This is a genomic window from uncultured Coprobacter sp. (assembly GCF_947855755.1).
In the GTDB taxonomy this organism is placed as follows: Bacteria; Bacteroidota; Bacteroidia; order Bacteroidales; family Coprobacteraceae; genus Coprobacter.
Genome location: NZ_CANUAR010000006.1, coordinates 1 through 23,420 on the forward strand (window position 1 = coordinate 1; position 23,420 = coordinate 23,420).

At 39.5% G+C, this 23,420-nt stretch carries 13 protein-coding genes; 11 read left to right on the forward strand and 2 right to left on the reverse strand.

The features are described 5' to 3' along the window. The first annotated feature begins 220 nt into the window (after nucleotides 1–220). The 3 genes from Q0093_RS04990 (at nucleotide 221) to Q0093_RS05000 (ending at nucleotide 3,510) form a co-directional block, all read left to right on the forward strand. Nucleotides 221–1,201, forward strand: a complete 981-nt coding sequence (locus Q0093_RS04990; protein ID WP_297928720.1) for an adenosine kinase — start codon at nucleotides 221–223, stop codon at nucleotides 1,199–1,201. A gap of 75 nt (nucleotides 1,202–1,276) precedes the next feature. Further along, nucleotides 1,277–2,971: a S41 family peptidase gene (locus Q0093_RS04995; protein ID WP_297928722.1), complete on the forward strand. Its 1,695-nt coding sequence runs from the start codon at nucleotides 1,277–1,279 to the stop codon at nucleotides 2,969–2,971. An 11-nt stretch (nucleotides 2,972–2,982) separates the two neighbouring features. After that, the gene (locus Q0093_RS05000) at nucleotides 2,983–3,510 is read left to right on the forward strand and encodes an NUDIX domain-containing protein (RefSeq protein ID WP_297928723.1); all 528 of its coding nucleotides are present in this window, start codon (nucleotides 2,983–2,985) and stop codon (nucleotides 3,508–3,510) included. A 78-nt stretch (nucleotides 3,511–3,588) separates the two neighbouring features. On the opposite strand, the gene Q0093_RS05005 is transcribed toward Q0093_RS05000, so the two are convergent. Then, nucleotides 3,589–4,428: a hypothetical protein gene (locus tag Q0093_RS05005; RefSeq protein ID WP_297928725.1), complete on the reverse strand. Its 840-nt coding sequence runs from the start codon at nucleotides 4,426–4,428 to the stop codon at nucleotides 3,589–3,591. A 286-nt stretch (nucleotides 4,429–4,714) separates the two neighbouring features. Between Q0093_RS05005 and mutS the strand changes: the two genes are divergently transcribed. The 3 genes from mutS to Q0093_RS05020 are packed head-to-tail and all read left to right on the forward strand — an operon-like array spanning nucleotide 4,715 to nucleotide 9,550. Next, complete coding sequence (gene mutS, locus Q0093_RS05010) at nucleotides 4,715–7,330, forward strand: DNA mismatch repair protein MutS (protein WP_297928726.1); 2,616 nt, start codon at nucleotides 4,715–4,717, stop codon at nucleotides 7,328–7,330. 13 nt (nucleotides 7,331–7,343) lie between these two features. Next, the gene (locus tag Q0093_RS05015; protein WP_297928728.1) at nucleotides 7,344–8,606 is read left to right on the forward strand and encodes a peptidase U32 family protein; all 1,263 of its coding nucleotides are present in this window, start codon (nucleotides 7,344–7,346) and stop codon (nucleotides 8,604–8,606) included. Between the two features lie 50 nt (nucleotides 8,607–8,656). Beyond that, the gene (locus Q0093_RS05020) at nucleotides 8,657–9,550 is read left to right on the forward strand and encodes a TIGR01777 family oxidoreductase (protein WP_297928730.1); all 894 of its coding nucleotides are present in this window, start codon (nucleotides 8,657–8,659) and stop codon (nucleotides 9,548–9,550) included. Nucleotides 9,551–9,605: 55 nt separating this feature from the next. Here the strand turns inward: Q0093_RS05020 and Q0093_RS05025 are convergent, their stop codons facing one another. Continuing rightward, the gene (locus Q0093_RS05025; RefSeq protein ID WP_297928733.1) at nucleotides 9,606–11,999 is read right to left on the reverse strand and encodes a TonB-dependent receptor; all 2,394 of its coding nucleotides are present in this window, start codon (nucleotides 11,997–11,999) and stop codon (nucleotides 9,606–9,608) included. 81 nt (nucleotides 12,000–12,080) lie between these two features. Here Q0093_RS05025 and mnmD point away from each other — a divergent pair, with 81 nt between their 5' ends. From mnmD to Q0093_RS05050, 5 genes are all read left to right on the forward strand, one after another. Further along, on the forward strand, nucleotides 12,081–12,749 hold the full coding sequence (gene mnmD / locus Q0093_RS05030) for a tRNA (5-methylaminomethyl-2-thiouridine)(34)-methyltransferase MnmD (RefSeq protein WP_297928734.1): 669 nt from the start codon (nucleotides 12,081–12,083) through the stop codon (nucleotides 12,747–12,749). A 115-nt stretch (nucleotides 12,750–12,864) separates the two neighbouring features. After that, complete coding sequence (locus Q0093_RS05035; protein WP_297928736.1) at nucleotides 12,865–15,864, forward strand: tetratricopeptide repeat protein; 3,000 nt, start codon at nucleotides 12,865–12,867, stop codon at nucleotides 15,862–15,864. A 20-nt stretch (nucleotides 15,865–15,884) separates the two neighbouring features. Beyond that, nucleotides 15,885–17,621 carry a hypothetical protein gene (locus Q0093_RS05040; RefSeq protein ID WP_297928738.1) on the forward strand — a complete coding sequence of 579 codons (1,737 nt, stop codon included), beginning with the start codon at nucleotides 15,885–15,887 and terminating at the stop codon, nucleotides 17,619–17,621. 378 nt (nucleotides 17,622–17,999) lie between these two features. After that, complete coding sequence (topA, locus tag Q0093_RS05045; RefSeq protein ID WP_297928739.1) at nucleotides 18,000–20,345, forward strand: type I DNA topoisomerase; 2,346 nt, start codon at nucleotides 18,000–18,002, stop codon at nucleotides 20,343–20,345. A gap of 365 nt (nucleotides 20,346–20,710) precedes the next feature. Next, entirely contained in the window at nucleotides 20,711–23,359 is a 2,649-nt protein-coding gene (locus Q0093_RS05050) for a zinc-dependent metalloprotease (RefSeq protein ID WP_297928741.1), read from the forward strand. Nucleotides 23,360–23,420 lie beyond the last annotated feature (61 nt).

A 23,420-nucleotide genomic window follows, 5' to 3' on the forward strand; every position in this document is an offset into this window, starting at 1 on the left:
ACGACCCTCTGATTAACAGTCAGATGCTCTAACCGACTGAGCTACTGAAGAAGATTACATTCCCTTAAAAATGCAGTGCAAAAGTAATGTGTTATTTCCAATTATGCAATATATTTGCAGAAAAATTTTTTATTCATATAAAATACCCGTTTTTACAAATCGTAATAAATCGGAAGCAAACATCGTGCCGGCCGGAGAAAGGCACGACAAAAACAGACAGATGAGAGTAATAGGACTGGGAAATGCCCTGACAGACGTATTAGCAATTCTGAACTCTGACGAATGTATCCAAGAGATGGGACTTCTAAAAGGAGGGATGCAACTGATCGACGAAGATAAGCTATTGAAAATAATGGCGATGTTCGAAGATTTCGACACATTCATGGCAAGCGGAGGATCTACCGCCAATACATTATCCGGACTCACCCGTATGGGAATAGAAACCGGTTTTATCGGAAAAATCGGTCATGACAGTTACGGAAAATTTTATCGTAAAGCTCTCGAAAAAAACGGGATACAAACCCACCTTATCGAAGGAGACGTTGCCTCAGGATGCGCTATGACTTTAATCACTCCCGATGGAGAACGCACATTTGGAACTTATCTCGGAGCAGCAGCAACTCTTACGGCTGAAGAACTTTCTCCCCAAATGTTCAACGGATATGATCTTCTGCAAATAGAGGGATATCTGGTACAAGATCCACATCTAATCCGCCGTGCCGTACAATTAGCCAAAGATGCCGGACTGAAAATTTCTTTAGATATGGCAAGTTACAATGTCATCAGAGAAAATCACGATTTTTTCCAAGAATTGATCCGAGAATATATCGACATTGCTTTTGCAAACGAAGAAGAAGCCTATGCCTATACCGGACATGAAGCTAAAGAAGCTGTAGCGATCTTATCCCGGGAATGCGATATAGCAGTAGTAAAATGCGGTTCACACGGGTCTATAATACAACAGGGAGACTATTATACAGAAGTAAAAGCAACTAAAGCGAAATGTATCGATTCGACAGGAGCTGGCGATCTGTATGCCGCAGGATTTCTTTATGCACTATCCATGAATCTACCACTTGAAACAGCCGGAAAAATCGGATCGATTCTCTCCGGAAATGTTATAGAAGTTATCGGGACTGGCATGGATAATAAACGTTGGGATGAAATAAAGTTAAAAGTCGGCGAAATTTTAAGAAAATAGGAAAGAGTTTTTCTACCTTAGAGGCTGTTTAAATATAGGCTCTCAGACAAAATAATTTACAAGTAAACAAAAACAATGATACGTTTTAATAAACGCACGATTTTGAATAAAGCCGGTATTCCGGCAGTCTGTTTATCAGCAATAATTTTGTTCGGATCATTCACTCCGGACAAAAAGAACTTTGACATCGCCAAAAATTTGGAAATATTCAATGCCTTGATGAAAGAATTGAATATGTTTTATGTCGATACGATAAACTCAGAAAAAGTTATTACCAAAGGGATAAACAGCATGCTCGGAAGCTTAGACCCTTATACCAACTATATTCCCGAATCCGAAAAAGAAGATTTCCGGTTTATGACGACAGGAGAATACGGCGGTATAGGCTCGCTAATCGTTTATCGTGACAGCGACACTTACATATCCGAGCCTTATGAAGGCATGCCGGCACAAATTGCAGGATTGAAACCAGGAGACAAAATAATAAAAATTGACGGAACTCCCACTCACGGATTAAAATCAGATAAAGTAAGCGAAATGCTTAAAGGAACAGCAAATACGATTGTTAAAGTAACCGTTGAACGTCCTGATGTCAAAGAACCTATTACAAAAGAGATCACCCGGAAAAAAATCCAGATGAATGCTGTTCCTTATTACGGAATTGTCGGAGATAAAACCGGATATATATATCTTTCTAACTTTACGGACAAGGCTGCCGGAGAAGTAAAAGAGGCATTGCTCGATCTTAAAAAAAATCATCAAATAGAATCTTTGGTACTCGATTTGAGGGGAAATCCCGGAGGAATTCTGGAAGAAGCTGTACAGATCGTCAACTATTTTGTTCCCAAAGGAAAAGAAGTACTCTCCACTCGTGGAAAAATAAAACAATGGGACAGAACTTACAAAACTACTCAAGAACCCATCGATACAGAGATACCGCTTGCCATACTGGTAAACAGCGGTTCTGCATCTGCATCCGAAATCGTATCCGGAGCATTACAAGATCTCGATAGGGCAGTCATCATAGGAGAACGAACTTACGGAAAAGGATTAGTACAATCTACTCGAACTCTTCCGTACAACGGAACATTAAAAGTTACTACGGCAAAATATTATATTCCCAGTGGCCGCTTGATACAAGCAATAGACTATTCGCACCGTAATCCGGACGGAAGTGTAGGGCGTATTCCCGATAGTTTGACCACAGCCTTTAAAACAGCTAACGGTCGTATTGTTAGAGACGGAGGAGGAATTAAACCGGATATCGAAGTCGAAAAAGAGAATCCGGCAAATATCTGCTTCTATTTAGTAAACGATTTGATAATCTTCGACTATGCCAACCAATATGCGGCAAAACATCCGACAATAGCTCCCATAGGAGAATTTAAACTGACAGATGAAGATTATAATGATTTCAAAGAATTTGTAAAAAGCAAGGACTTTAAATATGATCGTCAAAGCGACAAAGTACTCAACGAATTACGAAAAGTCGCTCAATTTGAAGGCTATCTCGATGATGCATCCGAAGAATTCAAAGCTCTTGAAAACAAGCTGAATCATAACTTGGACAAAGATCTCGATACTTTCCGAAAAGATATAGAAGAATTGCTTACTATAGAAATAGTAAAAAGATATTATTATCAAAAAGGAGAAATACGTCAATCATTACGAAAAGACGAAGATCTGGACAAAGCCTTGGAAATACTGAATAACAAAACGGATTATGATAAAACGCTGAATATTAATCAGAACCTAAAATCAAAAAAATAGAATCCAAAGCAATGTCACACCCGTTAGAATTATTTCGATTTTGTCCCGTATGCGGGTCGAATAAATTCATCGAAAACAACAATCAATCGAAACGTTGTGAAACCTGCGGCTTTATCGATTATATAAATCCGAAAGCAGCTGTTGTAGCAGTAATAACCAATACAAAAGGAGATATTCTCGTATGCCGACGAGCCAAAGATCCGGCAAAAGGGACATTGGATATGCCCGGAGGATTCACAGATTTGAATGAAACGGCAGAAGAAGCTGTTATACGAGAAGTCAAAGAAGAAACCGGACTTACCGTAATGGCAACTCGATACCTTTTTTCTCTACCCAATACCTATAAATATTCAGGTTTAGATGTTCCTACTATGGACTTGTTTTTCGAATGCGACGTATTAGAAACATCCGGTATTACGGCACAGGATGATGTCGCCGAAGCATGGTTTATACCCCGAAACGAGATCGACCCGTCACAATTCGGTTTGGCATCTATACAAAAAGGTATTCAAAGAATCCTCAAAGAGAAAAGAGTATAAAATACGATCAGTTTTTATCACTTTTAATTTTGTGTTCAGAATGTAAACTTCAAAATGTATCTTTCCCAAAACAAAATTCTATATCGACAGCACGATCAATTCGATATTTCCGATCAAAGCAGCAACCTCGGTAAAAGAGCTTCCGACACAACCATAAATCTTGCATGTCCGCGAAAGTAAGTACAAATCAGTCAATCCGTTCTCTATTCCCTGTCGGCTATTCCGATCGCAACTCTCGAAAACCGTAATAATGCGATCTCCGAATCTGTCTAAAAGTTCATGTTTAACCTCGTCCGAATCGGAAGCGACAAAAAAACGGACGTTCCCATCGATTTCCAATTCGTGCCCGATCGCTTTTATAAACAGTTCCAAAGGACTACACTGTATCGCTTTACTATTATCCGTTCGGCGAACATGAACCCCGATAGTACGTTCTCCGAAATGTTCAGCAACAAAATCATCAATTCTACGGGACAGTCTTCGATTAGGAGACATAATCTCTCTTATGTTCCGATAACTTCCCATATCATAACAAGATTCTATATATAAACACTCCGTTTCAGAAATCAAATTCACAAGATTCTGCTCATCCCGCACGATAGGAATACAATCCGTCATACTCAATACCTTATCGAAATGCGAACGAAGATAATATTTAGAAAGCCATAAATTTTTTTTTACCGGACGGTAATAACGGAGAAAATCAATTTGAGCAGCTTCTTTTACCGTAACATTTAAACTCCTCAACGGATTAAATAACGAATAAAACGGAGCATTCAATTCCCGATTACGAAACCATACGATCTTCAACTTTACTCCGGCTTTCTGACAAGCGTTTAAAACCGAAACAATCGCACGCATTCGGTTCGCCAAACCACCGACGGGAACTAAACAGACCTCTCTATTTTCCTGATTCATTATATATATCTTTCAATTAATCTTATCCCGAACAGGATATATGCAAAAATATAAGATATTTCAGAATCTGACAAATAGAACAAACAGCCATTTAAATTTTATGGATAAAAAGATTTCACAAATAATCATGAAGAGATTACTTCACAGAAAATTAAAACAGACTCCAAGATAAATTCTCGATAACCTCAAAAGAAACGATCTTTTCCGAACTTTCTTTTTTCACAATATATCCGTATCTTTGCTTGTCTGAATAACGCATAACAACAACCGATAAATCATTAAAGCTGTGGCAAAAGAGATGGTCGAGACTCCGCTGATGAAGCAATATATCGAGATGAAAGGGAAACATCCCGACGCCATATTGTTATTTCGGGTAGGAGACTTTTATGAAACTTTTTCGGAAGATGCCATAACTGCATCTGAAATTTTAGGAATCACATTAACCCGAAGGGCAAACGGCTCTGCCCAATACGTAGAATTAGCCGGATTTCCGCATCATGCACTCGACACTTATCTGCCCAAGCTCGTCCGTGCCGGTAAACGAGTGGCTATCTGTGAGCAACTCGAAGACCCTAAACTGACAAAAAAATTGGTAAAAAGGGGAATCACAGAATTAGTGACTCCGGGCGTATCCATAAATGACAACATCCTTAACCATAAAGAAAACAATTTTCTGGCAGGCATTCATTTCGGAAAAAATATTTGCGGAATCGCATTCCTTGATATCTCTACCGGAGAATTTCTGACTGCAGAAGGGAATTATGACTACATAGACAAATTACTCAACAATTTCGGACCTAAAGAAGTTCTGTTCGAGCGCAGTAAACGAAAACAATTCGAAGAACACTTCGGAACTAGATTTTTCACGTTCGAATTAGACGATTGGATTTTTACCGAAGATGCGGCAACCGACCGATTATTAAAACATTTCGAAACCAAAAATCTGAAAGGATTCGGTGTTCACACTTTAAAAAACGGAATCATTGCTGCTGGGTCATTGCTCTATTATCTCGATATTACACAACATAAACAAATTTCCCACATAACAGCTCTCTCCCGTATCGAAGAGGAACGCTACGTACGTCTCGACAAATTTACAGTCCGCAGTTTGGAATTACTCAATACAATGAATGAGGGAGGTAAAAGTCTATTGGATATAATAGACCGGACAACAAGCCCAATGGGTGCACGCATGCTCAAACGCTGGATTGTATTTCCTCTAAAAGATATACGTCCCATAAACGAAAGGTTGGATGTTGTAGAATACTTCTTTAAAGAACCGGAAGTAAAAGAAGAAATAGATCAGCAACTTTCATTGATTGGAGATATGGAACGGCTTATATCTAAAGTGGCCGTAGGACGTATTTCTCCCCGAGAAGTAGTACAGCTTAAGGTGGCATTATCGGCAATAGAGCCGATACGAAACATTTGCATTCGATCAGGCGAGCCTGTCCTGCAAAGTATCGGAGAACAATTAAATCCTTGTTCACTGATAAGAGACCGCATCGAGAAAGAGATAAATCCCGATGCTCCGACATTAGTCAATAGAGGAGGAATTATCCGGAAAGGTGTAAATACAGAACTCGATGAACTGAGAGAAATGTCTTACTCCGGAAAAGACTATCTGCTTCATATCCAACAGAGAGAAATAGAACGAACTGGCATTCCGAGCTTGAAAATCAGCTTCAATAACGTATTCGGCTACTACATAGAGGTTCGCAATACGCACAAAGACAAAGTTCCGGAAGAATGGATACGGAAACAAACCTTAGTAAATGCCGAGCGTTATATCACCCAAGAATTAAAAGAATACGAAGAAAAAATCTTAGGAGCAGAAGAAAAAATCATAACTCTCGAAACCCGGTTATTTAACGAACTTATACTGGCACTGAATGAATATATACCGGCCATTCAACATGATGCCACGCAAATAGCCCGACTCGACTGCCTGCTGTCATTTGCAAAAATAGCGAAAGAAAACCGTTATATCCGTCCCGAAGTAAACGATTCTTTAGAGATAGACATCAAAGAAGGCAGACATCCCGTTATCGAAAAACAACTGCCGCCGGGAGAATCATACATAACGAATAATGTACTGCTCAACAATGATACACAACAAATTATAATGATTACCGGGCCGAATATGGCAGGTAAATCGGCTCTATTACGACAAACTGCTTTGATCGTGATTTTGGCGCAAATCGGCTGTTTCGTTCCCGCCGAAGCTGCACATATCGGTGTCGTAGATAAAATATTCACACGGGTAGGAGCTTCAGATAATATCTCTTTAGGAGAATCTACATTCATGGTAGAAATGAACGAAGCCGCTGATATTCTAAACAATATATCGAACCGCAGTCTGGTACTTTTCGATGAATTGGGACGAGGGACAAGCACCTATGACGGAATATCGATCGCATGGGCAATCGTAGAACACATTCACGAACATCCGAGAGCTCATGCTAAAACACTCTTTGCAACTCACTACCATGAACTTAACGACATGGAGAAGACCTACAAACGAATCGCCAACTACAATGTTTCGGTCAAAGAAATAGATAACAAAGTTATTTTTCTCCGAAAGCTGGTAAAAGGCGGTAGCGAACACAGTTTCGGTATCCATGTGGCCAAAATGGCGGGAATGCCGCAAAGTATCGTCAAAAGGGCAGGGGATATACTGAAACAACTCGAAAGCAATAACCGACAAGGAACTGTGTCTAAAAAGACTCCGGAAATAACTCCTACCGCTGCAGGAGGCATGCAACTCAGCTTTTTTCAACTCGATGATCCCGTATTGAGTCAGATAAGAGATGAAATTATAAATATCGATATCAACAATCTGACACCAATGGAAGCCTTGAACAAACTCAACGATATCCGGAAAATTATCACCGGGAAATAAATACTTCATTAAAATGAACATAACCGATTTTGAAATAATGGCTCCGGTAGGCTCTTACGAATCACTGACCGCAGCGATTCAAGGAGGAGCTAACTCTGTTTATTTCGGCATAGAAGGACTGAACATGAGAGCCCGCTCATCTAATAATTTCACAATACACGATCTGCATGAAATCGCCCGTATTTGCAGAGAAAACAACATGAAAAGTTATCTCACCGTCAATACGGTCATTTATGATGAAGATCTCACACTAATGCGAAGTATTATCGATGCAGCCAAAGAAGCCGAAATATCGGCGATCATCGCAAGCGATGTAGCTGCAATGACATACGCCCGAAGCATTGGAGTTGAAGTACATCTTTCGACTCAGCTCAATATTTCTAATGCCGAAGCTCTGAAATTCTATGCTCAATTCGCAGATGTAGTCGTACTTGCTCGAGAATTGAACATGAATCAAGTATCTCATATATATCAACGCATTTGCGACGAGCAAATCAAAGGTCCGGGAGGAAAACTTATCCGCATCGAAATGTTCGCACACGGAGCTCTTTGTATGGCCGTATCGGGAAAATGTTATTTGAGTCTGCACGAAATGAATGCCTCTGCCAATCGAGGAGCATGTATGCAAATATGCCGGAGGGGATATACGGTAAAAGATAAAGACAGTGAGGTAGAACTGGATATTGACAATCAATATATCATGTCCCCGAAAGATCTGAAAACGATCCATTTTCTAAACAAAATGATCGATTCCGGTGTTAGAGTTTTTAAGATAGAAGGACGTGCTCGGGGAGCAGAATATGTACGCACTGTAACCGAATGCTACAGGGAAGCGATCGAGGCCTGCTTATCCGGTAGTTTCACCGACGAAAAAATCGAGAACTGGAACAATCGTCTGTCCACCGTCTTCAATAGAGGTTTTTGGAACGGCTACTATTTAGGACAACGGCTCGGAGAATGGAGTAAAAACTATGGTTCTGAAGCCACCAAAGTCAAGGTATATCTGGGAAAAGGCATTAAATACTTTTCTAAACTGGGTGTAGCCGAATTTCAAATGGAAACCTCATCTCTGAGTGTAGGAGAAGAAATTCTGATTACAGGACCTACAACCGGAGCTATAACGGCAAAAGTCGAAGAGATAAGGGTAAATCTTAAACCCGTCAATAAAACAGTAAAAGGAGAACGGTTTTCTATACAGTTAAACGAAAAGATAAGACCTTCCGACAAACTTTTTAAGTGGGTGGACTCGGCAGAATTAAAAAACCGGAAATCCTGATGAATGAAAAACTTATATCATTCCGGGGATTTCCCAAATGATATAAGTGTATGAAAACAATAATAGCCGGAGCATCCGGATTCATAGGACAACACCTTTGCTCTATGTTAAAAAGCATCGGTGACGAAATCATAACCCTTTCTCGAGAAGATTTCATTACAGGTAAATTCGATCTTCTCGTTCATAAACTCAATGGTGCAGACCGTATATTCAATTTGGCGGGAGCTTCGCTAAATCGCCGTTGGACACGTGAATATAAAAAAGAGATTTTCAATAGTCGCATACAGACAACAGCAAAACTCGTTGCTGCAATTAACGAACAGCCAATTCCTCCGTCCCTATTCGTATCCACGTCTGCTATCGGCTATTACCCGTCAGATGGTGCTTATATTGAAAATGCAGAAGTTTACACTCCTACGTTCTTAGGTTATATTTGCCGCAAATGGGAAAAAGAAGCAGAACGAGTAACCTCTCAAACTCGTCTGGTCATTACCCGTTTAGCTCCGGTATTATCAACCGACGGGGGTATATTCCCGCCTTTAGCATCTTTGTTCCGCTATGGATTAGGAGGAAAAATAGGATCAGGTAAACAAGCTTTTCCATGGATAATGTTAACCGATCTGTTACGCATATACAGGTTCATCATCGAACAAACCGAACTGAGAGGAGTTCTAAACTGTTCAGCTCCGGATATTACAGACAATGCGCTATGGACAAAATCACTCGGGCAAGAGCTCCATCGTCCGGTATTGTGGACAATTCCGCCATGTCTGCTCAGAGCGATATTAGGAGAAAGATCTGTGCTGCTTACTGAAGGACAACATGCCATTCCTTACAAATTAGAAAAAAACGGTTTCACTTTCGAATATACCAATATATGTGACGCATTAGATCGCCTTTGTGAAAAAAAGTCCGATATAACCTCCCACGTCCTGGAATATTAAAAAACTGTTTAAACTTTATCCGAGTCGATACTCTATCAAGAAATTTATACAGCCTCTAAAACTCGACTGTCAATCCCAACGTAGGTAATATCGTACCGCTCTGCTGCCGGATATATTTCATTTTATAATGTTGATTTCCGTCAGGGTATATTTGCGGATCGACAACACCCGTACTTACCAACACGGGCTGATTGTCATATTTAAAATTTCCGATATTTTGCAGATCGATATAGATACCGAGCATTACCCCTTTAAAATAAAACGATTTATCAAGGCGGAAATCGATTTGAGAAAACGTTTTCAATCGTCCGGTATTATACAAACCATAATCATAATAAGGACGGGCGGTAGCATCCCATGCCGACACAATAGAAGAGAGATCTTCATCATACGGCGTAAAAGGAGCACCTCCCATAACTCTGAGTTTTAACCCGATATCCCAATTCTTCGGTAATTTATAAGTGCCCGATAGAGTAAGCAAATGCCTGTTATCCCAAGCTGAAGGCAGGTATTTCCCTGTAGATGGTTGAATAAACTGACTGCGGAAATAAGTATATGAAGTTAACAAATTAAATTTTCCGCTGCCAAACCAGCGAAACATAAACTCGACTCCATAAGCCCTTCCACGTGCAGTAGAAACAGCCGCCTCATTCCCGGAAACGCCATAATCTACACCTTTACAAGCCAAAGGAATGCCATCTTGCAAAGAAAGCGGAGCATGACTATACTTTTTATAAAAACCCTCGATTGTAGCTTCAGCATTTTTCCCAAAATGATATTCCACTCCGAGCGAAGTCTGATCTGAACGTTGATAAAGTAACCCATTCATTTTATTCACCAATATACCGAACTCTTTATAGCCCATTGTCGTATAAGCAGGAAGCTGATAATAGCGCCCGACCGTTCCGTTCAAATAAAAATTCGGGAAAAAATTATATGAAAGAGAGAGTCGGGGAGAGAACTGTTTTAGCGGATTATTCATTTTAGAAGAATATGTATTCGCATCAAACCTGACACCGAGAGAAGCCGTAAAACGTTCATCCGGAGACTCATATCCGGCAGTTGCAAAAACACCCCATTTAAAAAGATTCAAATCTGTATCATAGAGAATCTCTTTCGCTTGCTCCGAAAAAATTTTCTGAAAAGTCCGGTTTGTGTAAGTCACATAATCTAAATTCACTCCGGCATTCACATTAAAATTTCCGAGTAATGAACGATTCTCGAAACGGAAATGATTCTCTATTTCATCCGAATTATAACGTAAGGTCAGATTTTCCTGAGAAGACTCGTCATTATTCAGATATTTCCGGTTATTGTTATTCATAAAACTCCGACTCAATACCAACGTTTGAGTATGCCGGCCGGCATAATGTTTATACACAGCTCCGAGCGTGTATGTCTGTTGCTTAATTACCGGAAGATAATTCAATAAATATTGTTTAGACTCATCTTTAGGATCTGTATCGGTATTTAATTTCATATTATCGATAGCCCCCAACCCTATCCACGTCAGCTCATGAGCTTGAGAAAAACGAGTCTTAATTTTAAACTGAGCATCCGTATAACGGGGAAGAAACGGCATATCGAGCACTTTGAAAAGAAGTTGTAGATAAGACTGTCGTACAGACACCAGATAAGTTGTCCTTTTATTCTTAGTAATATAGCCATTAGATGTCAAAGATACCTCAGATGCTCCGACCGTAGCTTTTACGGTACGTTTTTCCGTATTTCCGTCGAGCAATTTAAAATCCAATACCGAACTGAGCGCATTTCCCCGATTGGCAGGAAATGCCCCGGTATAAAAATTAACCTCCCTGATAAAATCGGCATCTATAATGCCGACAGGTCCTCCCGAAGCTCCTTGTGTACTAAAATGATTTATATTCGGAATTTCCACTCCATCTAAATAAAATCGGTTTTCCGATGGACCTCCCCCTCGCACCAATAAATCATTTCGATATCCGTTCCCGACAGCAGAAGCTACTCCCGGAAACGAATTGACAACTTTAGAAATATCCCGATTAGCTCCCGGACTTTTCTCTATCTCCTGTAATCCGATCACGCGAGAAGAAATAGGACTTTCCAACGATCTTCTGAACGGAGAAGCAACCACCTCGATTTCCTTTAAATCGACCTGATTCTCTTCCAACTCTGCATCAATACGGTAATCATGAGATGAAATCCTAAACTCCGGTGTCACATACGTCTTATACCCGACAATAGAAAACTGCAGTCGATACATTCCCGGAACAAGATTCTCAATCACATAATTTCCAAGACTGTCAGTCATTACCCCCTGCGTAGAATTCCATACAGATACCGACACAAAAGACAACGGCTCTCGGTTCTCCCGATCCACCACTCTCCCTTTTACCGCATAAGTTTGTTGTGCTTGTCCATCAAAAAAGAATAAACACATCAGAAGAAGAGAAATAAAGAACTTTTTCATAACATCCGGTTTTTATACCTTTGTGTAAAATAACGAAATGCGGACAAATTTAGTTCTATTTTTCATAAAGCTCCAAAATATATGAGACAACCTCGAATCGAAATAACGGCAGACGGATCGGCGACTCTATATCTTCCCGAAATAGATGAGCACTATCATTCCGTTAAAGGTGCATTGACCGAATCGCTGCATATATTCATACAAACAGGATTCCACTACTCAAAAGCCGATCCTTTAACAATTTTCGAAGTCGGGTTCGGAACAGGACTAAACGCTTTTCTCACATTACTCGAGTGTGAAAAGTTTCAAAGAAAAACCGTTTATCACACAATAGAACTCTATCCTCTGACAGCAGAACAGGCAAACAGCCTGAAATATCAAGATACGATCGCTCCGGAACAGGCAACCTTTTTCGAAACAATACATCTGACAGAATGGAATAAACCGATCGAAATAACACCGAATTTCACTCTACACAAAATAAAAGGAGATCTGAAACAAATAATTTTACCCGACAAATCTTTCGATTTGATATATTACGATGCCTTCGCTCCGGAAAAACAATCACAACTATGGGACGAAGAGATATTCGATAAAATAAGTCGATCGATGAAACCACAGGGAATACTCACAACTTATTGTGCAAAAGGCGAGGTAAGAAGACGTTTGCAGAGGGCTGGATTTATCGTAGAAAGATTGCAAGGTCCTCCGGGAGGAAAACGGGAAATATTGAGAGCCGTAAAACCATAAAATACAAATGATCGAAAAAATAAAGTTAATAAATAAGAAGTTAAGACGGCAACCATAAAGTTTTTTTATTTTTGTTTGATAAAGCAAACACAATCTATACAAAACGAAAATCGACATGAAACGGAGTTTATTATATACTTTATTGTTCTGTTTAAGTTTATCTCTGTATTCCGTTCAGGGACAAGTGTCTTACCGAAGTGAAACACCCTACATCATTTTTGCGAAAGGGAAGAAAATGTTTCAGGTACACAATTATAACGGATGCATCGATTTATTGACCCGTTTCAAAACATTAAGTAAAGACACGAGGCTGAATCAGGAAGCCGACTATATGATTGCTGTATCGTCCTATGCCAACCGAAGTCCGCAAGCCTTAAAGCTTTTGGAAAAATTCATAGAACAATACGGATGGTCCTCCGGTATCCATAAAGCACGGATGCTGATCGGAAATCTGTACCTATTCGACCGGCAATATGAAAAGGCCAACCGACAATATGCTTTAGTAGATATGGAAAGACTATCTCCCGAAGATCAAGAAGAATATCTTTTCAAAGCCGGATTATCCCAATTAAAAAGCGGAAATACGGAAAAAGCAAAGCCTTACTTTTCCGCACTTAGTTCGGTAGGAAAAAAATATCGTGAAGCATCGATATATTACAATGCTTATATCCATTACACCGGCAAACAGTATAATGAAGCAAAAAATGGTTTCTCACAAGTAAAAAACAATCCCGAGTTCGGTGCTAATGCAAAATATTATTTAGCACAAATAGCTCTTAACGACCAACAATACGACCAAGTTATACAAGAAGGACTACAACTATTATCTGAATATCCCGACCATGAATTCAACTCCGAGATAAACCGTATTGTCGGTGAAAGTTACTATAACGAAGGAGATAACAATAAAGCCATCGAATATCTGAACCGTTATGTAGCAAATACAAAAAATCCGCTACGCGAAAGTTTATATTTATTAGGTATCGCATATTTCAAATCGGGCAATTACCCGTCTGCCATCGAATATCTGAAACAGACAACGACAGGTAATGACGCTTTAATGCAAAACGCATATCTTTATTTAGGACAAAGTTATCTTAAAACCGGAGATAAAACGAATGCCCGACTTGCTTTCGACATAGCTTCGCAATATGATTTTGACCGTCAAGTACAAGAAACGGCATTATACAACTATGCTTTAAATATTCACGAAAGCACAGTATCGCCTTTCGGAGAATCGGTAACCGTTTTCGAGAAATTCCTGAATCTATTTCCTTCCTCGAGATATGCAGATGCAATTAATGATTATCTGGTCGATGTCTATATGACATCCCGAAATTATACTGCGGCATTGAACTCTATCAACAAAATCAAAAAGCCCACCGATAAAATTATGAAGGCAAAACAACGCATTCTTTTCCGGCTTGGTACTGAAAGTTTCACTAACAATAATCTTTCCGAAGCCCGAAAATATTTTTCGAGTGCGATTCAATTGGGCAATTATGATGCAAACGCCCGCTCACAAGCATATTTATGGAAAGGAGAATGCGACTACCGCGAAGGGAAATTCGCAGATGCGGCAACTAATTACCGCCAATACCTTTCTTCAAACAAAAATATCGACCCTTTAGCTCGCTATAATCTCGGATATGCCTACTTCAAACAGCATGATTTTGTTTCCGCTCGAAACAGCTTCCAACAATATGTCAATTCCTCAAAAGAAAGATCGGCAACAAACATGATAGCCGATGCATGGAATAGAATCGGAGATTGTTTCTACTCTGCAAGACAATTTGCACAGGCAGAAGAAAGTTACGCCAAAGCAAAAGAAATCGCTCCGACAACCGGAGATTATGCACTTTACCAGAAAGGAATAATGGCGGGACTTCAAAAAAAATACGATGAAAAAATATCTATACTCCAGAATCTTTTACAGGATTATCCGCACTCAGAATATGTCGATGATGCCTTATTGGAACAAGGACTTACCTATACGGCGATACAACAAAACGATCGGGCTGTATCGGTTTTTGAAAAACTGATACGGGAATTCCCCCAAACGATACCCGCCCGCAAAGCCGGCATACAATTAGGTATCGCATATTTCAATAACAACCAACCGGAAAAATCGATTGCCGCTTATAAACAAGTCATAGGGAATTATCCCGGAAGCGATGAAGCCAAAGTCGCCATCGATGACTTGAAGGCTGTTTATCTCGACCAAAACGATATCGCAGCTTACGCATCTTATTTAGAATCTCTCGGAGGGACTATCAAATATGAAGTCTCCGAACTGGATTCTTTGGCATTTTTAGCTGCAGAAAGGGCTTTTTTAAAAGCCCCTACAAACTCTTCGGCAGACGGACTGATAAAATATATTCAGACTTATCCCGAAGGGGCATTTTTAATTCCGGCACACTATTATTTAGGAAGTTTCTATTATGATCAGAAAAAATATGACGAAGCCGAAACAGAACTTCAAAAAGTGCTGCAACAGCCGGATTCTCCGTTAGCAGAAGAAACATTGGTAAAACTGTCCGACATACAAGTAATCCGAAAAGAATATCCGACCGCCCTGAACACATATAAAGTACTCGAAATAAAAGCGACAGGAAAAGAGAACCGTCTCACAGCAAGACTCGGTATATTGCGAATGGCAAAAGAGCTGAAACAAAACGAAGAAATAATCGCCATAGCCAATAAACTTTTAGAAGATCAGAACCTATCTCCGGAATGGATATCCGAAGCCCGATATGAAAAGGCTAACGCTCTTGTTTCGACAGGAAACATCGATAAAGCGGCAGAAGAATGGAAAATTCTTTCCCGAGATACCCGTACCTCCCAAGGAGCTGAAGCAGCCTACCGGTTAGCCCAATATTATTTTGACCAACAGAAAAGTGCCGATGCCGAAAAAGAGATAAACCTTTTCATCGAAGCAGGAACTTCCCATCAATACTGGCTTGCTCGGGCATTTATTCTATTAGCGGATATAAATATTGCCAAAAAAGAAAATTTCCAAGCAAAACAATATCTTTTGAGTCTTCAAAATAATTACAACGCTCAAGACGATATTCAAAACATGATAGAAAACCGATTGAAACAAATAGGTAAATAACTTCGTAAAACAGAAAGCCTATGAAAAAGATGTATGTATTTGTAGCACTACTGTCAACTTGCAGTATTGCTTCGGCTCAAGAGAATAAAGAAGAATCCCTGAAAAGGGAAGTAACGATAGAGAAAGAATTTACCCCAATCGTAAACGACGCCTCCAAAATAAACACGTTACCCGAAATAGATAATCCCGTAGTCACTAAACCGTCTATCCGTTATTCGGATTGGGCTGTACCGATGACTACAGGACCTATACTGCAAATACTCCCTTCCGGAAATTTCGGAATGCAGCCGGCCGTCAATCCGAAACAAAGCTATATAAATTTGGCAATGGGAAACTATTTAAATGCTGCAGCCAATGCCGGATTCAGAATATTCGACAGTGAAACCGACCAATTAGGAGTATGGTATCAACACAGTTCGACAAACGGAAAGCTGAAATATTTGGAAAACGATAAAAAAGTAACTCAACGAAGAAATGATAACATTCTGAATTTAAGTTACAAACATACTTTCGAAAAACTGTCATGGAAAATAGCCGGTGCATACCGTAGCAATGCGTTCAATTATTACGGTATGCCTCTTATTCCTGAAATAATGGATATTATTCCCGAAAGTATGAAAACATTCAAAATGACAAATCAACAACGCGTGCAACAATATTCTCTGCATACGGGAATAGAATCCAAAAACAACGAAAAACTGAATTATGACTTATCGGTAGGATACAACGGATATAAAAGCAGGCTCGGGTTTCTTTACGAGGATAAAAACGGACTGACAGAAAACCATATAGAAACACGTTTTAGCCTCAGTGCACCGTTCGGCAAATATTATGCTATCGGGTTAGGAGTAGGAATGGATAACCTAATTTACAGTCAAGATCAATATAACTATACCGTCATTCGCCTAAATCCGAATTTCAATATTACCAAAAACAATCTGAAATTCAGGGCAGGACTTAATGTAGATATCTCGTTCGATGACGGTACGGCTTTTCGTTTTGCTCCGGATCTGAATCTGGAGTGGGAATTCGAAAAATCTTTCTTCCTGTTTACATCTCTTGAAGGAGGCAAAGAGCTCAACACAATGAACAAAATGTCCGTACGGAGCATATATGCCGACCCGTCCCGTCCGGCAACAAATTCTTACACTCCGGCAGATTGGACATTCGGTCTCAGAACAAATTATCTGGCAAATTTTAATGTAAACTTATATACCGGAATAAAAACAACGACAGATGCATTATTCGATTACCGGACTTTGATCGCCTACGATGGGATACTTTCACGAGATGTCATTTCTTTCTTCGCAATGGATGCCTATGCATGGAAAGTCGGTTTCGATATAAATTACAAATATAAGGATCGGGTAAAAGCTCAGATCAACTGGGCTCATAATGAATGGCATTACCGACATGGAAAGGGAAAAATACGCACAGCTCTTCCGGTAAACGAGTGGAATCTGGGTCTTGATGTAAATGCGACAAAACATCTGACTTTCGATCTGGATATTTATTTAGCAAACGGACGTGAATACCGGAATATCATAGAGACAGATTTGAAACCGGATGCAGACTATTTCTCTTCCGGAAAAATGAAAAACATCTTTAATGTCAGTTTAGGAGCTACTTATCGCTTCAATGATAGTGTTCATTTATTGGTACAAGCCAATAACATTTTCGCACAACATTACAACCTGTACTACGGCATGCCGGCACAGCGTTTCAACATCATGGCAGGAGTAGGGGTATGCTTCTAACATAAATATAAAAGGCTGTAAAAACAGACACAGAATAAACAAATTTGTAGGCATCACCTCCCTTTAAAGGCAAATCACAAAGACGGTAAATAGAATTTTTCATAAAGGAAAAACTCTATTTATCGCCTTGTTTTTGATAATCATAAAAATTTTTAACAGCAAAAGTTCTGAAATTCAATCAGTTTTTTTTCTAATTTTGCCGCACGCTTGAAATTTGTCCGATTTCAACTGAAATAATACCGAATATATTTTCAGTCTATTCTCATTATTTCAGAAACAAAAACGGCACAATAAATCTGAGAAAAAGAAAACAAGTGCCTCAAAAAACAGTTATAAATAAGAAACAAACTCTCAAGAGTAAAAAATAAAAACTGCTATATGCAAAAAAATTTAGTAATAGTCGAATCTCCAGCAAAAGCAAAAACCATTGAAAAATTCTTAGGAAAAGATTTCAAGGTACTCTCAAGTTACGGACATATCCGCGATTTGAAGAAAAAAGATTTCAGTATTGATATAGAACACAATTATACACCTATATACGAAATACCTGCCGATAAGAAAAAGTTGGTAGAAACATTAAAAGAAGAAGCCGCAAAAGCTGAAACCGTTTGGTTGGCATCCGATGAAGACCGGGAAGGAGAAGCTATAGCATGGCACTTATATGAAGTATTGAAACTAAAACCGGAAAATACGAAACGAATCGTATTTCACGAAATTACGAAAAGTGCGATACTGAACGCTATCGAACATCCGAGAAATATAGATCTAGATCGTGTAGATGCGCAACAGGCACGAAGAGTTCTCGACCGAATCGTCGGGTTTGAACTCTCTCCTGTATTATGGAAAAAAGTAAAGCCTGCACTATCGGCCGGCCGGGTACAGTCGGTTGCCGTCCGTCTTATTGTAGAACGAGAAAGAGAAATACAAAATTTCGTTCCTGAAGCTGCATACCGGGTTATTGCGACTTTTTTGATTCCGGGAGAAAAGAACACTCCTGTCGAACTAAATGCAGAACTGAACAAACGTTTCAAAACAAAAGAAGAGGCTTTAGACTTTCTCGAACAATGTAAAAACGCAAATTTTTCAATCGAAGACATTGCCGTAAAACCGGTGCATAAATCACCTGCCGCACCGTTTACGACATCTACGTTACAACAAGAAGCAGCCCGTAAACTCGGTTTTTCGGTATCTCAAACGATGTTGGTTGCACAACGTCTTTACGAATCAGGGTTCATCACCTATATGCGTACCGATTCGATGAATTTGTCTAATTTGGCAATCAATACGGCAAAAGATGAGATTATTTCTACGTTAGGTGAAAAGTATCTGAAAATAAGAAATTATCATACCAAGTCGAAAGGAGCGCAAGAAGCCCACGAAGCAATCCGTCCGACTTACATCAATAATCATGAGATCGATGCACCCTCTCAAGAACGACGTTTATACGAACTGATATGGAAACGTACCATAGCCTCTCAAATGAGCGATGCCGAATTAGAAAAAACGACAGCAACCATAAAAATTTCGAACAGAGCCGAAAAATTTGTAGCTATCGGTGAAGTTTTAAAATTCGACGGATTCTTACGCGTTTACCTCGAATCTCAAGATGAAGAATCAGATACAGAAAATAACAGCAAGATGCTGCCGCCTATCCACATAAACGAAAGCCTTGCAATATCCGAGATCGAAGCGACAGAACGTTTTACCCAACGCCCGGCACGCTATACCGAAGCAAGTTTGGTACGGAAGTTAGAGGAATTAGGTATAGGACGACCTTCAACATACGCCCCGACAATATCGACGATACAGCAACGTGAGTACATTGAAAAAGGTGACCGGGAAGGAAAAGAAAGATCATATAATATCCTGACCCTGAAAAATAATCAGATTACAGACAAAACCAAGACCGAAATCACCGGAACAGAAAAGGCAAAACTACTCCCTACCGACATCGGAATGGTCGTAACAGATTTTCTCACCGAATTTTTCCCGGATATTTTGAACTATAATTTTACGGCAAACGTTGAAGAAAAATTCGATCATATAGCCGAAGGCAAATTGGAATGGACGAATGCAATCGATAATTTCTATAAATTATTTCATCCGGTTGTAGAAGAAGCAAAATCTCTCCGAATGGAGCATAAAGTGGGAGAACGGGTATTGGGAATCGACCCTAAAAGCGGTCGTCCGGTATCGGTCAAAATAGGAAGATTCGGACCACTGGTACAAATCGGAACTCCGGAAGACGAAGAAAAGCCGTTATTCGCCTCCTTGTTAAAAGGGCAATCGATGAGTTCCATTACACTGGATGAAGCACTCAGGCTTTTCGATTTGCCCCGAACATTAGGAGACTTCGAAGATAAACCCGTAACTGTCGGAATCGGAAAATTCGGACCTTATATTCGACACGATAACAAATATGTTTCGTTACCAAAAACTTACGAACCTCTTTCCGTGACATTAGAAGAGGCTATCGACATCATCCACCAAAAACGAGAACAAGAAAGTCAAAGACTAATTAAAAGTTTCACGGAAGAACCTGATTTGGAAATATTGAATGGTCGCTACGGTGCATACATAGCATACAAAAAGAAAAATTATAAAATCCCTAAAGGAAGCGAACCGGCTTCTCTTTCATTGGAAGCCTGCTTGCAAATTATAAAAGACAGTGAAGAAAAACCAGCGACAAAAAAACGGACAACAGGCAGAAAATCAGCGAAATAATGGTATAAAAAATAACTTGTAAAAACGGTGCTACAATAAGATAGCACCGTTTTTATATATATAAACCGACAACTTACAACATAAGCTGTTTTCAAACGTCTCTGTTTTTTGCCATAAAAACACAATTTTCTGTAAGTTTTTGTCATAAAAAACGTTTTAAGGACATCATTTTTGATTGAAAATGCATAAAAATAGAAACAACTGCTTGCAAATAAAAAAACAATATATACCTTTGCCTTTTGAAAAGGATTGAAAATGCTAGGTTTACAGAAATACAGGATAATAAACTCGACAGAAGCTCAACTAAATAATAAACCGTCGCATCAAACTGTAAAACAAGAAATTAACTTAAACATTTAACTCATATGAAGAAAAGCAAGTTTATCTTGTGGGGAATAATGTTCTCTTTTATTGGATTCAGCTATGCCGGCGAATTGCCTGTAAACAATACGATTCAGCAAGAAGAATTACAATTAAATATATTCAAAAAGAAAAAAAACCGCAAATCCCGAAAAGGTGATACTACTGCAAAAAACGATTCTACAAAAACCAAAAACGAATATAGTAAAATCGTAGGACCGGGAACGATAAGCCAAGAAGGTATGTTCCGTATTCACAAAAAGAAAAACGACTACTATTTCGAAATACCGGCAAGCTTACTTAACCGGGACATGCTGATCGTTAATAAACTAAGAAAAGTTCCGGCTGTCATCAACGGATCAGGAATAAATAAAGGAATCAATTACCAAACCGAGTTAGTACGTTTCGAATGGAATAAAGACGAAAATAAAATTCTTGTTCGGGAAATACAGCCTAAACCCCAATATCCGGAAGGCGATGCTATCGGCAAATCAGTCGATGAAAATTACATCTCGCCGTTAATGACAAGTTTCAAAATAGAAGCATACAATAAAGACACAACCGCTTTTGTTGTCAAGATTAACGATATTTACAACGGAGAATCTCCTATCAACAGATTCTTCCCGAACTTAAATGTATCTTCTTCAGTTGACAAGAACCTTTCCAGAATAATCAAAACCAAAGCATTCGAAAATAATGTAGTTATTATATCCGAATTGACGACTCATGTAAAAGAGTTCAACAAAGTCAATAACCTGACAGCAGAAGTCAGCTCTTCTATTGTATTGTTACCGGAAAAACCGATGACAGGTCGCTATGTAACGCCAAGGGTCGGTTACTTTTACGTACCGCAACTCTTTTTTAGTGACCGGCAACAAAGATTAGACTCCAGAAAACTGATAACACGTTGGCGACTCGAACCGAAACCGGAAGACAAGGAAGCTTACCTTAGAGGAGAACTGGTAGAACCGCAAAAGCCGATTATTTTTTATATCGACAAAACGACTCCTGTTCAATGGAGAAAATATATAAAACAAGGTGTAGAAGATTGGCAAGTCGCTTTTGAAAAAGCCGGATTTAAAAATGCTATAATTGCCAAACAACTCCCCGACAGCATTGAAGCGGATGAAGATGACATCAATTATTCCGTTATCAATTATGTGGCTTCAGCAGAATCGAATGCAATGGGACCCTCGATATACGATCCCCGCTCAGGAGAAATTATCGAAGCCGACGTTATTTGGTGGCATAATGTTATTTCCATACTTAAAAACTGGATCACTATACAAACCGGAGCTGTAAACCCGGCCGCACAACAATGTCTATTACCGGATAGTCTCATGGGAGATGCCATGCGTTTTGTAGCCTGTCATGAAATCGGACACTCTTTGGGTTTACGCCACAATATGATCGCCTCGGCAGCCTATCCGACCGATTCATTGCGCTCCAAGACATTCACAAGCAAAATGAAATCGACGGCATCGTCTATCATGGACTATGCACGTTATAATTATGTTGCACAACCCGGAGACGGAATTACAGATCTCGCACCACATATCGGTCCGTATGATATATTCGCCATAGAATTCGGATACCGTTGGAGAGACATCGAATCTCCCGATCAGGAAAAAGATGCTGTTTACGAATTCTTGAGTAAACACACCGGACCGTTATACCGATTTGCCGATGCCCAATCAATGCGAGATGCGACCGATCCGCGAGCCATGATAGAAGACCTCGGTGATGATAATGTAAAAGCCGCCCGTTACGGGATGGAAAATATTAAAAGAATCATGCCGCATATTATCGAATGGACAACCACCGGAGAAAAAGGGCAAACTTACACCGATGCCGGAAGATTATATAATGCAATAATCGGGCAATGGAATCTTTACTCCTATCACGTACTCTCGAATATCGGAGGCATGTATCTTGAAAATACGTCGATCGGAGACGGACAAGAAACCTATGCTTTTGTTGAAAAAAACCGTCAAAAAGAAGCGTTGCAATTTTTGTTAGATGAGGTACTTACCAGTCCGGAGTGGCTGCTAAAAGCGGATATAAACAAATATACATTTCCGATACAAAATTCGATGATGGGAGCTATTGAAAATTCTCCCTCATACACGTTAAAAAACATGCATGGATATATTTTCTGGGATTTACTCACAAATAACCGGATCATCCGCATGATAGAAAACGAAAAACAGAACGGCAAAAAAGCTTTCACCGCTATCGAAATGTTGGACATGATGCATAAGCACATCTTCGGTATTACAGAAAGAGGAGGAATTCCCGATGCAAACATGAGAGCTTTGCAAAAAGGCTTTATCGATGCTCTTTTAGTCGCCGCACAAGAAGAAGCAACGACCAAAAGCGCTCCGAAACTAGTCGGAACCGGATTGCAAGATCTTGTATTGCCTTGCTGCGGACAGCATTTTGAAGGAGATGAAGGACGTTCTGTCCGTAATGTAAACTTTTACAGCGGACAATCGAATCGTACTTCCGATGCCGTATCCGTAAAACGCGGAGAATTGCTCAGAGTAAGAGAGCTGTTACAAAAACGAGTAAATACAACATCCGATTTGGCAGCTCGTTATCACTATACAGACGTTTTATTACGTATCGATACCGGTTTAGGATTAAACAAATAATATCCATAGCCGAACTTTTTTATAATTGCTTATTCTCGATTCTATTCAAACAAACGTTCGT

What these genes read in the sequence shown, in the direction of transcription:
- Q0093_RS04990 (WP_297928720.1), top strand. Translation starts at nt 221, where the DNA reads ATGAGAGTAATAGGACTGGGAAATGCCCTGACAGACGTATTAGCAATT.
- Q0093_RS04995 (WP_297928722.1), top strand. Translation starts at nt 1,277, where the DNA reads ATGATACGTTTTAATAAACGCACGATTTTGAATAAAGCCGGTATTCCG.
- Q0093_RS05000 (WP_297928723.1), top strand. Translation starts at nt 2,983, where the DNA reads ATGTCACACCCGTTAGAATTATTTCGATTTTGTCCCGTATGCGGGTCG.
- Q0093_RS05005 (WP_297928725.1), bottom strand. Translation starts at nt 4,428, where the DNA reads ATGAATCAGGAAAATAGAGAGGTCTGTTTAGTTCCCGTCGGTGGTTTG.
- Q0093_RS05015 (WP_297928728.1), top strand. Translation starts at nt 7,344, where the DNA reads ATGAACATAACCGATTTTGAAATAATGGCTCCGGTAGGCTCTTACGAA.
- Q0093_RS05020 (WP_297928730.1), top strand. Translation starts at nt 8,657, where the DNA reads ATGAAAACAATAATAGCCGGAGCATCCGGATTCATAGGACAACACCTT.
- Q0093_RS05025 (WP_297928733.1), bottom strand. Translation starts at nt 11,999, where the DNA reads ATGAAAAAGTTCTTTATTTCTCTTCTTCTGATGTGTTTATTCTTTTTT.
- mnmD (WP_297928734.1), top strand. Translation starts at nt 12,081, where the DNA reads ATGAGACAACCTCGAATCGAAATAACGGCAGACGGATCGGCGACTCTA.
- Q0093_RS05035 (WP_297928736.1), top strand. Translation starts at nt 12,865, where the DNA reads ATGAAACGGAGTTTATTATATACTTTATTGTTCTGTTTAAGTTTATCT.
- Q0093_RS05040 (WP_297928738.1), top strand. Translation starts at nt 15,885, where the DNA reads ATGAAAAAGATGTATGTATTTGTAGCACTACTGTCAACTTGCAGTATT.
- topA (WP_297928739.1), top strand. Translation starts at nt 18,000, where the DNA reads ATGCAAAAAAATTTAGTAATAGTCGAATCTCCAGCAAAAGCAAAAACC.
- Q0093_RS05050 (WP_297928741.1), top strand. Translation starts at nt 20,711, where the DNA reads ATGAAGAAAAGCAAGTTTATCTTGTGGGGAATAATGTTCTCTTTTATT.